The following is a 13,925-nucleotide window of genomic DNA, read 5'->3' on the forward strand; positions in this document are numbered from 1 at the left end:
AGCGGACTTTCCATTCCGTGCGTCAACAACCCACAAAAAACGAGGTTATCGCAATGAAAAACAAGCAGCTTACGTTCTTCCTCATGGCGGCCCTTTTTCTCATCCCCATGCAGGTCAAGGCTGAACAGGTCAATTTGTACGCCGCCGGCAGTCTGCGGGCCGCCCTTGGCGACGTGGCCAAGGCGTTCGAAGCCGAGATCGGGAATCAGGTCGCGACGGAATTCGGCCCCTCCGGGCTGCTGCGCCAGCGCATCGAACAGGGCGAAGCCGCCCACGTCTTCGCCTCCGCGAACATGGAACACCCGCAAAATCTGGTCGGCCAAGGGCAAAAGGGACCGGTTGCCCTGTTCACCCGAAACAATCTGTGTGCCCTGGCTCAACCGGGACAGACCGTCACAACGGCCACCCTGCTGGATGTGATGCTTGATCCCGCCGTGCGGGTGGGCACGTCCACGCCCAAGGCCGACCCTTCCGGGGACTATGCCTTCGAGCTGTTCGGCAAGGCCGACCAGCTCAAGTCCGGCAGCACGGCCATCCTGACGGCCAAGGCCCTGCTGCTCACCGGCGGCCCGGACAGCCCCAAGGCCCCGGAAGGCCGCAATCTCTACGCCTGGGTCATGGATGAACAAAAGGCGGACGTTTTCCTGACCTACTGCACCAACGCCGTGCTGGCCAAGAAGGAGCTTTCCGGGTTGCAAATCATCTCCATCGCCCCGGAACTGTCCGTGGGCGCGGACTACGGCCTGCTCGTCCTGGATGGCGCTTCACAGGAGGCTTGGCGGCTGGCACTGTTCATCCTGTCGCCCGAGGGTCAGAAAATCCTTGGAGACTATGGGTTCGTGGTCGGCGGTCTTCCAGCCAAACCGTAGTCCCGCGGGTCGTATTTCGCGGCTTTGTGCATGGACAACGACACTGGATACGCATCTTCAATACGTTTGTTGATCCGGTACTATTCAAAGAGCCTCTCAGACAGGAAGCCTCCTCTGATGGAATATCCCGTTGGAGGAGGCTTCATGCCATTGACGGCAGTCTCGTTTTTACGAGGCGTCTTTCTGCCTGAAAGATGAGAAGAGGGTAGTCTCAATATGCGTTATTATCTCGCCTTTGACGATACGGACAATCTGGGCGCCCCTTACGGTACGGGGAAGGTGGCGCGGTGGTTCGAGTCGCGTCTTCCCGAAGGATGTCGGCTGTGGGCCGTGGTTCGGCAGCAGCTGCTGGTTCACGACGACGTTCCGTACACCTCGCACAACAGCGGGGCCTGTCTGGTCGTGGAGGCCGAAAACGAACGCTGTCGGAAACAGTTGCTGGAAACCGCCGTCGAGCACCTCAGGGAGCATTCCCTGGAAGGCAGTGATCCGGGACTATGCCTGGCCGCGGAAAACGACCTGGGAATGCCCCTGTTGACGGCCTTTGGCCAGCGCTGCACCAACAGCCTCGTCCATCAGGACGAGGCCTACGCCGCGGCCAAGGATGCCGGCGTCCACCTTTCCGCGCATGGGGGGACCGGAGACGGAGTGATCGGAGCCCTGGCCTCCGTGGGACTCACGGCCTGGGGCTGGGCCGGTAGATTCATTGAAATGGGAGGGCTGCGATCCCTGCCGGACAACCTGACCGTTGCCGCGTTGCGAAAGCACGGCCTTAGGGTGACCTCCATCGATCGGGACGCCCCTAATCCCGGCCCTGAGGACATGGTCCGCACCAACGGATGGTGCCGCCCTCGGCTGATTGGCGGGCAGCCCGTGCTGCTGGTGCAAAAGGAAACGGACGCGGCGTGGCGGGCGCTGGGAGGGAAGCGGGCGAAAGGTCACATGTCCTGACGGACTGTCCGAGAATCTTTTCTGACGCTTGAAGTGTTGCCCCGCCCCCGCGCTCACTTTGTTCATGATGTCGACGAAAAGCGCACTGAAGTCAACGTCAACCGGCTGGTGAGCCTTCGTAAAGGTCGTCGTCACGACAGCCCCGGCAGATTTCTCCGTCGTTCACCGGGTAGGCTTCCCGACACGTCGGACAGATTCCAATGCCACCGCGCCGTTTGTTCAGCAGATGACGAGCGGCGACCTGGATCCGTCTGATTCCGCAAATTTCCTCGCCGGCATTATAAATCTCGTCCAGCAGCGCTTCCGTATTCTGTTCCTTCTTGGGCTTGCGCTTCAAATACCAGTCTCCGATGTGGCTCCAGTCTTCAACCTTGGCCGGGTCCAGAAACACCCGGACTCCGTTTCCGTTCTCCTTGTCGTACAAACATAGCGCGTAGCGACCCAGGTTGACGACCCGCAACCAGCCATTGCCTAGGGTGCACGGGGTGAGCAGTTGAATGGCGTCGGGCAGGCAGTGCGTGGTTTCGGACACGGCGTCGTAGAGTATATCGCCGGGGAGTTCCCGTTTGGCTTTCTCCACCATGTAACCGCCGACGATGACGCCGGGTGAGATGTACCCGTGAAAAGTCCGGACAGTTTCCGCAAATTTATCCGGAGGATTGAGGCTGATGTGCATGCTTGTTCCTTTTTGTTTGGCGAACGCGAGAGAAGGAGAGCCTTAGGCCGTAATAATTCGCAAGGAATGATTTTCCGTTGAATGTCGCATACTAAAGAACCCCGGCCGGTTCGAGGCGGATTGTGAATCGGCTGGGGAGGGTGTGTCGGATGAACGCATCCGTAAATGACGGAATGAGTCCGGAATATTTTGTTTTTCAGCTTCCGGGAGATATGTTGACGAGTGAAGAGTCGCAGAATTGGTTCCAGGGCAGCTCGGCCAGAGGGATGAATCCATTTTCTCGGGCCAGACAATCCAGATGGATCAGCGAGAGAGGCGCCAGGGTCAAGTCCGGCTCGGCGTCGTGCTCGGTCAGGTCCAGACAGTTGAAGTAGCGATTGCACTGGCTGCAAGCGTAGAACCGTTCGCCTCGACGCTCGGCGGAGGCGTAATACAACAGGCCGTCGGGTTCCGTGTCGCCGCAATGTGGGCATTTGGAGCGCAGAAAGCGCCATTGGTGCGCACAGAGTGAACAGTGCAGCCAGAGTTGTCCGCTTTTGGAAACAAGATATTCCGAGGGCTCCGGAGCCTTGGGGCGGAGCAGGGCCATATCCGGGCGGGATCCGCAGATCGGGCAATTTCCTTTAGACCATGGCGTGTCCGCGATGAGCGGCCCAAGCAGTTCGGCCGCCCGCTGGATGCACGTTTTGAGGATCTCCATGCCGGCGAAGCTGAAGGTCCGCTCCGAAATGCCCAAAGTCGCCGAGAATCGGTCGAGGGCTTCCGCGTCGTCGTTGGCCAGCATGTTCAGCAAGGCGTCCACCAGTTCGGGGCTTTGGGCGAAAGCGGATTCCAGTATCCGAAGTTCGTCGGCGATGCCGGGAAGGGAGCGGATCAGTTCCGGCATCATCCAGGAGGCTGCCTGTCGGTAGGCCTCGCGCAAGAGTTCAGGGCCGACGTCGGCCAGTAGGGGAACTCCCTGGGTGAATTGATCCGGGTCGTGAACGATGTCGCTGATCGACTCCAAATCCAAATTTTTTCCGCATTCGATCCGGGCAGCGGAGAGTTTGCCGAAAGCCTTGGCAATCTCGGCGGAATAGGGAACTTCGTTCTTGGAGTGTTTGGCGCTTGGATGGGATTCGGCAACCTTTTCGGCGGGGATGGCGTTCCGCGAATCGAGCATGGGTGTTCCTTCTCTCGGTGTTTGTTCTTGGTGATTTCGTTGCTGATCGGCATGGCGGAAGGGGGCGGTCAAGCCGCTCCCTTCCGCTTTTTTGATCGTGTATCAGGACGGTGATCAGGCCGACATGCGCCGCACGGGCGAAGCCAGTTTTTCCAGAAACGCCTTCCGAGTGACGGGCCCGGACTCGCGCCCGGCGTATTGATGGTATCTGGATCGAGGCAGAGTCACCAGATAGATGACCCGCAAATCAGCCCGGTCCAACAACTGGGCCTGGGGGTGCTCCCGCTTGACGCGTTCCAGCCGGGCGTCGGCCAGGGACAACATCTCTTCGCGCTCGCCGAAGTTCATGGTCCCCGTGGGACAGACCTTGACGCAGGCGGGCTGCATGCCGGCCTGAATCCGATCGATGCACATGTCGCACTTGGTGATCAGTCCGGTTTCCTCGTCCAGCCTGGGGACATCGTAGGGGCAGGATTCCCGGATCGTCTGAAAGTCCAAGCCTTTGGTCTTGTCCGTGAAGAGTACCGCGCCACTCGCCTCGTCGTGCAGGATGGCCGTGTCGTCGAACATGTCGCCGGCCATCTTGCAGGGAGGATACACGCAGTGTCGGCACTGATCCGGAAAGAACAGCCAGTGGATCCGGTCGTCGATCTTATGCTCGCTGAAGCGGACCAGCTTGAAGTTGAACGGGGTGAAGTCGGGAGGGTTCTGGTGCGTGCCGCGCTGTTTCGTCGGCACGGCCTTGTGTCCCTTCCATTCCTTGCACGCGACCTGGCAACCGCGACAGGCCGTGCACCGGGATGTATCGATGAAGATCGTCTTAGCCATCGTTTGTCTCCTGTGAACGCGGCGGACATTCTCGTCCGCCGCGGATATGTCGAATGGATGCGCCGGTTAGACGGACAGCTCCGTCACTTTGTCCGCCTTGCGGATGTTCACCAGGCAGGCCTTGTATTCCGGGATGGTCACGTTTGGATCGTAGGCCGGGACCGTGAGCCGGTTCACGGCGTCGCCCACGCCCGGGGTCATGAAGCCGAAGCAGAAGGGCATGAACACCAGGTGCGTGGTCTTGCCCTGGATGTTGAAGGGCGAGATGCGCACCGTGACCATGGCGATGGCCTCCATGCTCCCCCGGATGCTTTCCACGATCACCGGATCGCCGTTGGCGATTCCGAGCTCCTTGGCCAGTTCATGGCTGACTTCGACGTATTGCTGCGGCTCGGCTTCCAGGAGGGCCGGCGTGTTTCGGGTGTCGGAGCCGCTGCACCAGTGCTCGGTCAGACAGCCCGTGGTGAGTACGATGGGGTATTTGGGATCGGCATTCGGGGCGATGACGTCCATGTCCGTGGTGCTGATCTTCATGCAGGGGTTGTGCATCTGCTTGGAGAAGGGATGCGCCGCAACCGGGGTTTCGGCCGGCTCGTAGTGCTCGGGCAGCGGCCCGTCCACCCTGCCTGGTCCGTACATGGCCCCGTGGCCTTCCACCTGCATGATGAACGGGTACTTGCCGTTCTCGTGGGCCATGGGCGGCCAGGGACCGTCGGGCACGTCGCCCACCCATTTGTCGCCTTCCCAGGCGATGACCACCTTTTCCGGGTTGAGTGGTTTGCCGTTGAGGTCCACGGAGGCCCGATTGTACAGGATGCGCCGGTTCACCGGCCAACACCAGGCGAAGTTGGGAAACAGGCCTATCTTGGCCTGTAAGGACGTCTGGGTCAGATCGCGACGCTTGGCGAGGTTGCCGTCGTTGGTGTATCCGCCTGCGTAGAGCCAATTCAGACTGACGGTGGACCCGTCGGCGGTGAGGAAGGCGAAGCTGGGCACTTGGTCGCCTTTTTTGAACTGCCTGCCGTTGACCTCGACGTCCCGGGTGAACCAGCCGTTGGTCTTCCTGGCGATGTAGTTCGGGTCATAGTCCTTGGGCCAGTCCAGGTTCAGGATGGGTTCTGGGAATGCGCCTTCTTCCTTGGCATAGAGGTCCCGGACCCGGTTCATGATGTCCACGACCATTTTGCCCATGGGCACGCTCTGGCCTTGAGGCTCGATGGCCTTGTGGTGCCACATGTGCCAGCGGCCGGAATTGGAGATGGTCCCGTCTTTTTCGCCGCGCTGGCAGGAGGGCAGCAGAAAGACCTCGGTCTTCACGCTCTTGGGGTCAACGCCCGGCCGCCTCCAGAAACTGCTGGTCTCGGTGTCGAACAGTTCGGCCACCACCAGCCAGTCCAGGTTGTCCATGGATTTGCGGACCTTGTGGGTGTGGGGCATGGTCTGGGCCGGGTTGTGTCCGTAGATGAAGCCGCCCTTGACCTTGCCCGCGTACATCGCGTCGAACATGAAGGCCGAGGAATAGTCCTTGCCCGGTTCGATCTTCGGCAGCCAGCCGTAGCCAAAGCCGTTTTCCTTGGTGGCGGCCTCGCCGAACCAACCCTTGAGCAGGCTGGTTACGTATTTTGGCCGGTTCTGCCACCAGTTGGCGCTCTTGGGGTCGTTGGACTTGGGCGTGTTCGCGGTCAGGTAGTCGTCCAGGGTTTGCCAATTGGCGTTGGGCATGGCGTTGTAGCCGGGGATGATGTGCCAGAGCAGGGCGTGGTCCGTGGAACCCTGGACATTGGGCTCCCCGCGCAGGGCGTTGATCGCTCCGCCGGCTTTGCCGATGTTGCCCAGCAAGAGCTGCACGATGGCCGAGAGGCGGATATTTTGGCAGCCCACGGTGTGCTGAGTCCAGCCCAGGGCGTACATCATTGTTCCGGCCTTGCCCGGCTGGCCCGTGGCCGCGTAGGCTTTGTAGACCTTGAGCAGATTGTCCTGGGATACCCCGGTGATTTCCGAAACCTTGTCCAGGGTGTAGCGGTCATAATGGGTCTTCATGATCTGGAAGACCGAGCGGGGGTTGGCCAGGGTCGTGTCGCGCTGGGGCACGCCCTTGTCGTCCAGGGCAAAGGCCCATTTTTTCTGGTCGTATTTTTTCGTCGCCGGGTCGTAGCCCGAGAACATGCCGTCCTTGAAATCAAAGTCCTGGCCCACGACAAAGGCGGCGTTGGTGTAGTTGAACACGTAGTCCTTGTCGTAGAGATCATTGTCCAGAATGTACTTGACCATGCCCGCCAGGAAGGGGATGTCCGTGCCTGATCGCAGGGGCACGTGAAAGTCGCACCGAGCCGAGGTTCTGGTGAAGCGGGGGTCGACGTGCATGACCACGGCCCCGGCGTCCTTGGCCTTGAGGACCCATTTGAAGGAGATTGGATGGTGCTCCGCGCAATTGGAGCCCATGATCAGGATGGCGTCCGCATTCTTGATGTCCACCCAGTGATTCGTCATCGCGCCGCGTCCGAACGACTCTGCCAGAGCCGGTACAGTGGCGCTGTGTCAGACCCGGGCCTGGTGGTCGATATAGACCCCCCCCAAGGCTCTGAACATTTGATGCTTCAGGGCGCACTCCTCGTTGTCCAATTGGGAGCCGCCCAGGTGAAAGATGGATTCGACGCGATTCACGGTTCGGCCCTGGGCGTCCTTCCCGATGAAGTCCTTGTCCCGGGTGTCCTTGACCAGTCGGGCGATGCGATCCAGGACGAAATTCCAGTCCTTTTCCTCCCATTTGTCCGCGCCGGGAGCCCGGTACAGGGGTTTCAAGATGCGTTTCTCGTTGTTGTGCATGGAGAGCATGGCCGCGCCCTTGGCGCAGAGCGAACCCTCGCTCACGGGATAGTCCGGGTCCCCCTCCACGTTGATCAGCTTGCCGTCCCGGACGTGCATCAGCACGTTACAGCCGCAGGAACAGAAATGGCAGATGGAAATGACTTCCTTGGCCCCCTCGATTTTCAAGCCCGCCGCATAGGCCTGAACCGGCTTGACGTCGAAACCGAGACGGGCCAGGGACATCCCGGCCACTCCCGCCCCGGTCATTTTCATGAACCCTCTGCGCGAAAGTTCCATACTTACCTCCTTGAAATGTGAACACGGACAGACATTCGCCAAACGCGGAAACCCGTTCCCGCGCAATCAATTATGTCTATCGTGACATGACAAAAAGGCTGTGTCAATAATTTAGTTTATTTATTTTGGCATGTTGTATATATTTTTTTTAGCACATATCAAGAGTGTGCTCGGCGCATCAGAGCATTCAGGCGCGTTTTTTTGCGTTTACGAGGGGGGCGGAGGATGGAGGGTCGTCTTGTGGGGAAGGTGTTTCAGCGTAGCTCTTGACGGGCCAGGGGAATAACGCTCCGGCGAGGTCCAGCGCGGAGCGTTCCACGGCGTCGAACCAGAGTAAAAAGCAGTTGCGTAGGAGTACGGCGAAAGGGGTGAGGCGGCAGCCGTCGCATTTATGCCCCGGATATTCGACGAGTTGAACGCCGAGGGCTTTTTCCGAGGCCTTTATCTTGCCCCAGGCGGCCCGGTAGGACATGCCCATGGCCTTGGCGGCTTTCTTGATCGACCCATGCTTCTGGATCATGTCCAGAAGCATGGCTCTGCCGGTGCCGAAGAAAACGGTTTTGTCGTCCTCTTCAAGCCAGATGTGCAGGCGTACGGTGGGGCGGTGCCTCTTTACGTCGTCCGTTGTCGGCGACTCCATGGATCAACAACCGGCAACGCATCTTGGCGGACGTTTGCTTTTGATCCGTTTGAGGCTGCGTACAGCGGCTTTTTTGACCGTTGTCGCTTCGGAGCGGGTTGTGAAGTGCAGTTGGGCGTGGGCGTCGTCGAGGTTCATGTAGCCCAAGGCGCAGACCGCGAAGTAGCGGATGCTTTCATTGCCGTCGCGCAACGCTTCCAGAAGGGATTCTCGCGGCAGGAGGTTGAAGCAGGCCGTGACCCAGGCGGCTTTGTGCGTCAGCTCCTTTTTGGCGAATTGGCAGAGCGCGCTCAAGCGCTTGAGCGTCGCGGCCGTTCCGCCGTATCCCAGGGCCATGGCGGCTTGGGCCCGAACGTCCGGGTCCGGGTCGTCGCAAGCCTCGATCATGGCCACCGTTGCCAGGGGCGAGGAGAATTGGTGCAGCAAGGAGAGCATGCGCTGTTTGGCCTCGCCTTGGGCATGGGGCAGGGCGTCCAGGAGCGGACGCAGGTTGGACGGGTCGTGCCAGCGCGACAGGGACCAGGCGGCCATGGCCTTGACCCGCTGAGATTCATCCCGCAGTGCTTCGCGCAGCAACGGGGCGGCTTCCCTGAACCCCAACCTGCCGAGGGCGTTCGCCGCCACGGAGCGGACCTGAAAGTGTTCGTCCCGCAGAGCGCGGGACAAAGGCAGCAGGGTTCGTTCACCGCCTCTGGAGCTGATGCAGAAGACGCTTTCCCGGCGAATTCGCCAGTCATCGTCACCCAGCATCCGGATAAACGGCTCAATGCCCACGGACAGCCAACGCAGCGTGCGGACAGCGGCTAGGCGGACGTTGGCTTCCGGATGCTCCAGAAGGCTGGAAACCATCGGCACGGCCAGCGGCGGTCGGATCTGCTTGAAAGCCTCCAGGATGCCCGTGTGTCGAAGGCTCCAGGGCGAGGACGCGAGGATTTCCAGCAAATAGGGAACGACGGGATCGCCGAGTCTGGTCAGGCGGGATTCTCCTCGGAAACGCTGAATCAATTCCGGGGAGTCCAGCAATTCCAGAGCGGCTTGCAACTCTTCCCGTTGTTCCGGACAAAGGTCGGCCGACTCGTCCCTGAAGGAGACGTCAGGTGTGTTCGGGTCGAGAAAGGACGATGGGCATTGGCTGGGATAACGGCTCATAATGTTCTCCTCGCTTTTTTGGGTGTCATGTTCGGTCTTTCATTGACGCGCGGAAGCTGACCAACTCGGCCACGATGCTCAGGGCGATCTCGGCCGGGGTTTCGGCATGGATGTCCAGCCCCACGGGGCAGCGCACGCAGCTCAGATCCGCCTCCTTGAAGCCCTGTTTGCGCAAGGACTCATAGATCTTGTCCCGTTTGCGGCGGCTGCCGATCATGCCGATGTAGCAAGGCTCGGTTCGCAGGGCCTGGGCCAGGACGTCCATGTCGTATTTGTGGCCACGGGTGATGATCACCACGTAGCTGTTCGGATCGATGCGCTTCGGGTCCAGGGCTTCGGCCATGTCTTCAGGCACATGCACGGCGGCGGCCCGAGGAAAGCGCTCGCGGTTGGCGAACTCGGGCCGGTCGTCGTAGACCTCCACCCGGAAGTCCACCTGATGGGCCAGGGCGGCGACCTCCTTGGAAACATGGCCCGCGCCGAACAGGTGAATCGTGCCGGAGGCGAGCACCGGCTCAATCACGACCCGATCGTTCTCCCGCTCGTCCTCTATGGTAAACATCGTTGGACATCGCTCGGCCATGGCCGTCTCCAGCAGGGGAAGCAGGAGGTTGTGGTTTTCAGGTCGTCGAGGATGAAAAACCGGGCCTTCCGGCGTTTGTTCAACCAACAGACGTTCGGAGAGCAGCTGTTTTTCGTAGTCCGGCGCGTCACGCAACAGCGTGACCAGAAGCAGTTCCTTTCCGGCATCGCGCAACCGCTCAAAGGTGTGCAGCAACGCGACGGTCTGCGCGTCGGAGGACAACGGCTCCACCAGGATGTCCAGCACCCCGCCGCAGATCATGTCCATTTCCCGGGCGTCCTTGCCGGTCAGTTCGAAGTGTTTCAACAGGCTTTTCCCTGTGTGCAGGCTTTCCCGTCCGGCCTGGATGACCTCGGCCTCCAGCCGCCCTCCTCCGATGGTGCCCAGGATCGCGCCGTCGCGGCGCACGGCCATCCGCGTTCCCGGAGTGCGCGGCGCGGACCCGGCCAGACTGACGATGGTGGCCAGGGCCACGGGTTCGCCGGATTCCAGCAGGGCCAGGATGTCGTTTTCCAGTCGGTTCATGTTTTCCCCGATGAAGGTTCGATTTGCAGGCTGCGTTTGACCGGGCCGCTGAGCCGGTCCGTCGAAGCGCCCAGAGTGATCGTTCTCAGACGCAAGCCAGTTTGTTTCAGGAGTCCCGAGGCGTTCAACGCCGTTTCGACCGCTTGGCGTCGTGCCGAGCCGTCTTGGGCCTTACCGGGCTCTTCGGACGGAAAGATTTCCAGATCCAACAGCCAGCCGTGATCGTTTCGGCGCAGAGCGGCGCGATAATTGGACAGCCAGGGCAGCGTCAGGAGGATTTCATCCAGTTCGGCCATGGAGAGGGTCCGCTGGTCGTCAATGCGGACCTGATCCCGCAGGCGTCCCTGAATCGGGCCCAGGCGAGGCAGACGGCAGCCGCACGGACACGGTTTTGTGGCCAGGGAGGCCAGATCCCCAGTTCGATAGCGCAGCAGGGGCATGGCCTGGGCGATCAGAGTGCTGATCACCACTTCGCCGTGAAGCCCGTCAGGGAGAATCCGCCCGCTGACCGGGTCGATGATTTCCACGAGCAAATCCGCGCCGCGCAGGTGGTAGCCTCGCCGTGCGGCGCATTCCACGCCGCCGCCGTATCCCGTTTCAGTCATGCCCCAGTGGGCGAAGACCGGACAGACGAAGGCCTGTTCCACGGCCTGGCGCACGACTTGGGAGATGTGATCCGCGCTGAGCAGCACGGCGCACAGCCGCCGACCCAGGGCGGCCCTGGGATGACGGGCCATGGCCAGCACCTGGACGGGCAGGCCGACGATGACGTCAGCCTGGACGTCATGGATTGCTTCCAACGCCGCTTCAGGATCACCGGCCAGACCGTGAACCACGGCCTCACAGCCCATGCGCGGCAGTGCCTTGCTCAGCAGGTCGCCGATGCTGTCCGGCAGCTCCCCGGGCATGAACACCAGGACTCGTTGGCCGGGTTTGGTGAAGGTGCTCATGCCATGATGAAAGAAGTCCACGGTGCGCTCCAGGTCTTCTCCGGTGAAGAATATCCGTTTCGGCATGCCGCTGGTGCCGGATGTGGGCAGAGTGGTCACCCTGGAGACCTCTCCTTGGGAGACGCAGAGCATGTCCGGTGCGTGGCGGCGCAGGTCGTCGGCTGTGGTGAAGGGCAAGGCTTCCCATTGTTCACGGGAGCAGGGTCCCGCGGGAACGCGGGGAAGTCGGGAGCGATAGAACGGGCTTCTCACACGGACCCGATGGACCAAAGCCGACTTTTTCTCGTCCTGCCAGCGCTCAAGCGCCACCAAAGTCAAGGAGGGAGCCCTTGAGCGGCCCGCTCCAATTTGCTTCGCAACCCATTCGTCCAGCGGGGTGATGGGCGTGGTCAGCATGGCCAAGTCCTCTGGCTGTGCGGGCTTTGGCCGTTGCGGGAGGTGAGATTCCAGGCGCAGAACGGGACCAGCCGACCGTCCGGAGCGGCCACGTGGATGCAGCAGCCCTTGAGCCGCTCCAGATCCAGGGTCCAGGCGTCCTGAAAGGCCATGGCCGTGACCGCCAGAGTGCGGCGGGACTGTTGGAGAAAGACGTCCAGGGCACCGGGGATTTGTTGCGCCGATGATGCGGAAGCCTCTTCCATCGGTCTTGGCGCGGACCACTGGCGGGCGACCACGTCCACCGCCGTCTGGGCTCCGTCGACCGGGCTGGAGAAGTCCGGGCCGCAGCACGAGCGGGACGGCCCCAGGGAGTGCAAAACTCCGTCGGGCTGGACCAGAAAGTTGCCGTGGAACGAACAGCGTTCGTGCTCGCATCCCGGAGGGCGCAGATGGTCCATCTGGATTTGGCCGTGGGTCTGTTTCTCTAAGCCGCGGATGATTTCCGGCAGGGTGATGCGTTGGTTGTCGTCGGGGGGATGGGGATACCGGCCGAAGTAGCTCAACGGCTGGAAATGCACGCCCCGGATCGTGGGTACATGCCTTGCTGCGAGCCGGATCAGCCCGCCCAGGTCGTGATCGTTCACGCCGGGCGTCACCGTGGGCACGAGGACCACGCCCAGCCCTGCCTGCCCGCAGGCCCGTATCGCGGTCAATTTCGTCTCCAGGAGCGGTTGTCCGCGCAAATGGGTGAAGACCGCGTCGTTGGTCCCGTCGAATTGCAGAAAGACCCAGGAAACACCGGCATCTCGGAGCGTCCCGGCATACCCGGACTCCCGGGCCAGGCGCAGGCCATTGGTGTTCAACTGGACGTGGGGAAAGCCGATGCGCCGCGCCAGGGCGATCACTTCCGGCAGATCGTCGCGCATGGTCGGTTCCCCGCCGGAAAGCTGGACCGGAACAGGACCACTTTGCGCAAAGGCCCGACGGAGGCGCTCGTCCAGGGCGGCGAGATCCGGGTCCGTATCCGCTCCGCCCCCGGAGTCCGCGAAGCAGACCGGACAGCGCAGGTCGCAGCGCCCGGTGACCTCTACCAGGACCGTGCAGGAGCGTTGGCGGTGCTGGGCGCACAGACCGCAGTCCCAAGGGCAGCCTCGACTTTGGCCTGGGTGATGGGGCGCGGCGGGCGAGGTGGGCGTCTTGTCCCGCCGCCAGGATTCCAGAGAAGGGCTTCCACGCCAGACGACGGTCTTGAACCAGCCGTGGACCGGGCAGCGCTTTTCCAGATACGCGTCCTCTCCATCGCCCACGAGCACGGCCGGGAGCGGCCGCAGGCACTCCGGGCAGACGCTGGCGGTCGAAGAGGAAAGAGGGAGCTGAAGCGGCTTCATGGTAATCCCGAGGTTTCAGGATGATCCGGAACCGGCCATGTCCGCCGTCGCCCAACTCTGCACCGGTGTTCGGCGGACACTGGTGCATGATTCTTATGCGAACGGCGACTCGAAATGGTGGAGGCCGTATACACTGCAGGCTGTGCGGAGGTTCTCGACATGACGAGCGCGACCAGCCCGGACTCCGAGTCCTTGCTGATCTGTGCGCCTGGCGACGGCGGACATGGCCGATTCCGGATCAAAATTTTGCGTGACGTCACGAGTATGCTTCCCTGGTCCCCGTGGGATCCATGCCGTGTTCCTGAAGGATTCCCAGTGTTCTGGCCCATGTCTTGACCAGGAGCCCGCCGCATCGGCTCAGGTCCGGTCGCTGGTTCGGGCCGCCCAGGATGTCCTCGCAGCGAATTCCGGGAAAACCGGCGCAGGCCGTTTCGGCGAACCATTCCGAGAGTTCGGTCGTCATCAGGGGCAGACGGTCGTCGGGTTGCTCCTCGTCACGGCCCTTGCCCGCATGCAGTCCCAGAACACAGGCCGCGCCGGTCAGCACCCCGCAGGTTCCGGAGCCCAGGGTCAAACCGTTGCACAGTCCGGAGACGGCCCGGACCAGGGTTGGGTTCTCGACAGCTTGCAGTTCGAGCGCCAACAGAACCAAAATCTGACTGCAACAGTATCCCTTGCCGGAGAGACGCAGCAGGGCGGTTTCCATGTCGTTCATTATCAA

General features: G+C 61.6%; 12 protein-coding genes. 2 read left to right on the forward strand and 10 right to left on the reverse strand.

All coding sequences use genetic code 11. From position 1 onward, the window contains the following. Positions 1-53: 53 nt before the first annotated feature. Together C6366_RS04730 and C6366_RS04735 are read left to right on the forward strand one after the other, a co-directional pair. Positions 54-869 carry a molybdate ABC transporter substrate-binding protein gene (locus tag C6366_RS04730; protein WP_107736199.1) on the forward strand — a complete coding sequence of 272 codons (816 nt, stop codon included), beginning with the start codon at positions 54-56 and terminating at the stop codon, positions 867-869. A 216-nt stretch (positions 870-1,085) separates the two neighbouring features. After that, complete coding sequence (locus tag C6366_RS04735; RefSeq protein ID WP_107736200.1) at positions 1,086-1,820, forward strand: hypothetical protein; 735 nt, start codon at positions 1,086-1,088, stop codon at positions 1,818-1,820. A 97-nt stretch (positions 1,821-1,917) separates the two neighbouring features. On the opposite strand, the gene C6366_RS04740 is transcribed toward C6366_RS04735, so the two are convergent. The 10 genes from C6366_RS04740 to C6366_RS04785 all read right to left on the reverse strand — a co-directional run bounded on the left by C6366_RS04740 (position 1,918) and on the right by C6366_RS04785 (position 13,919). Continuing rightward, positions 1,918-2,496, reverse strand: a complete 579-nt coding sequence (locus tag C6366_RS04740) for an FmdE family protein (protein ID WP_107736201.1) — start codon at positions 2,494-2,496, stop codon at positions 1,918-1,920. Between the two features lie 196 nt (positions 2,497-2,692). Next, positions 2,693-3,658, reverse strand: a complete 966-nt coding sequence (locus C6366_RS04745; RefSeq protein WP_107736202.1) for a formate dehydrogenase accessory protein FdhE — start codon at positions 3,656-3,658, stop codon at positions 2,693-2,695. A gap of 114 nt (positions 3,659-3,772) precedes the next feature. Then, complete coding sequence (locus C6366_RS04750) at positions 3,773-4,486, reverse strand: 4Fe-4S dicluster domain-containing protein (RefSeq protein ID WP_107736203.1); 714 nt, start codon at positions 4,484-4,486, stop codon at positions 3,773-3,775. Between the two features lie 66 nt (positions 4,487-4,552). After that, positions 4,553-7,591, reverse strand: coding sequence for a formate dehydrogenase-N subunit alpha (fdnG, locus tag C6366_RS04755; RefSeq protein ID WP_107736204.1), 3,039 nt, complete (start codon positions 7,589-7,591; stop codon positions 4,553-4,555). 187 nt (positions 7,592-7,778) lie between these two features. Further along, complete coding sequence (locus tag C6366_RS04760) at positions 7,779-8,231, reverse strand: winged helix-turn-helix domain-containing protein (RefSeq protein ID WP_107736205.1); 453 nt, start codon at positions 8,229-8,231, stop codon at positions 7,779-7,781. Between the two features lie 3 nt (positions 8,232-8,234). Further along, positions 8,235-9,380 carry a HEAT repeat domain-containing protein gene (locus C6366_RS04765; protein WP_107736206.1) on the reverse strand — a complete coding sequence of 382 codons (1,146 nt, stop codon included), beginning with the start codon at positions 9,378-9,380 and terminating at the stop codon, positions 8,235-8,237. A gap of 25 nt (positions 9,381-9,405) precedes the next feature. Further along, positions 9,406-10,488, reverse strand: a complete 1,083-nt coding sequence (locus tag C6366_RS04770) for an XdhC family aldehyde oxidoreductase maturation factor (protein ID WP_107736207.1) — start codon at positions 10,486-10,488, stop codon at positions 9,406-9,408. Then, positions 10,485-11,834 carry a DVU_1553 family AMP-dependent CoA ligase gene (locus C6366_RS04775; RefSeq protein WP_107736208.1) on the reverse strand — a complete coding sequence of 450 codons (1,350 nt, stop codon included), beginning with the start codon at positions 11,832-11,834 and terminating at the stop codon, positions 10,485-10,487. The genes C6366_RS04770 and C6366_RS04775 overlap by 4 nt, the downstream gene beginning before the upstream one ends. After that, positions 11,828-13,204, reverse strand: coding sequence for a radical SAM (seleno)protein TrsS (gene trsS / locus C6366_RS04780; RefSeq protein ID WP_107736209.1), 1,377 nt, complete (start codon positions 13,202-13,204; stop codon positions 11,828-11,830). Before trsS ends, C6366_RS04775 begins: the two co-directional genes overlap by 7 nt. Before the next feature lie 256 nt (positions 13,205-13,460). Then, positions 13,461-13,919 (reverse strand): DVU_1555 family C-GCAxxG-C-C protein, encoded by a 459-nt coding sequence (locus C6366_RS04785; protein WP_107736210.1) that lies wholly within the window; start codon positions 13,917-13,919, stop codon positions 13,461-13,463. Positions 13,920-13,925 lie beyond the last annotated feature (6 nt).

Origin of the sequence: Desulfonatronum sp. SC1 (genome assembly GCF_003046795.1) — a bacterium.
Classification (GTDB): Bacteria; Desulfobacterota; Desulfovibrionia; order Desulfovibrionales; family Desulfonatronaceae; genus Desulfonatronum.

What these genes read in the sequence shown, in the direction of transcription:
- C6366_RS04785 (WP_107736210.1), bottom strand. Translation starts at nt 13,919, where the DNA reads ATGAACGACATGGAAACCGCCCTGCTGCGTCTCTCCGGCAAGGGATAC.
- C6366_RS04730 (WP_107736199.1), top strand. Translation starts at nt 54, where the DNA reads ATGAAAAACAAGCAGCTTACGTTCTTCCTCATGGCGGCCCTTTTTCTC.
- C6366_RS04765 (WP_107736206.1), bottom strand. Translation starts at nt 9,380, where the DNA reads ATGAGCCGTTATCCCAGCCAATGCCCATCGTCCTTTCTCGACCCGAAC.
- C6366_RS04770 (WP_107736207.1), bottom strand. Translation starts at nt 10,488, where the DNA reads ATGAACCGACTGGAAAACGACATCCTGGCCCTGCTGGAATCCGGCGAA.
- C6366_RS04740 (WP_107736201.1), bottom strand. Translation starts at nt 2,496, where the DNA reads ATGCACATCAGCCTCAATCCTCCGGATAAATTTGCGGAAACTGTCCGG.
- C6366_RS04760 (WP_107736205.1), bottom strand. Translation starts at nt 8,231, where the DNA reads ATGGAGTCGCCGACAACGGACGACGTAAAGAGGCACCGCCCCACCGTA.
- C6366_RS04750 (WP_107736203.1), bottom strand. Translation starts at nt 4,486, where the DNA reads ATGGCTAAGACGATCTTCATCGATACATCCCGGTGCACGGCCTGTCGC.
- C6366_RS04745 (WP_107736202.1), bottom strand. Translation starts at nt 3,658, where the DNA reads ATGCTCGATTCGCGGAACGCCATCCCCGCCGAAAAGGTTGCCGAATCC.
- C6366_RS04775 (WP_107736208.1), bottom strand. Translation starts at nt 11,834, where the DNA reads ATGCTGACCACGCCCATCACCCCGCTGGACGAATGGGTTGCGAAGCAA.
- trsS (WP_107736209.1), bottom strand. Translation starts at nt 13,204, where the DNA reads ATGAAGCCGCTTCAGCTCCCTCTTTCCTCTTCGACCGCCAGCGTCTGC.
- C6366_RS04735 (WP_107736200.1), top strand. Translation starts at nt 1,086, where the DNA reads ATGCGTTATTATCTCGCCTTTGACGATACGGACAATCTGGGCGCCCCT.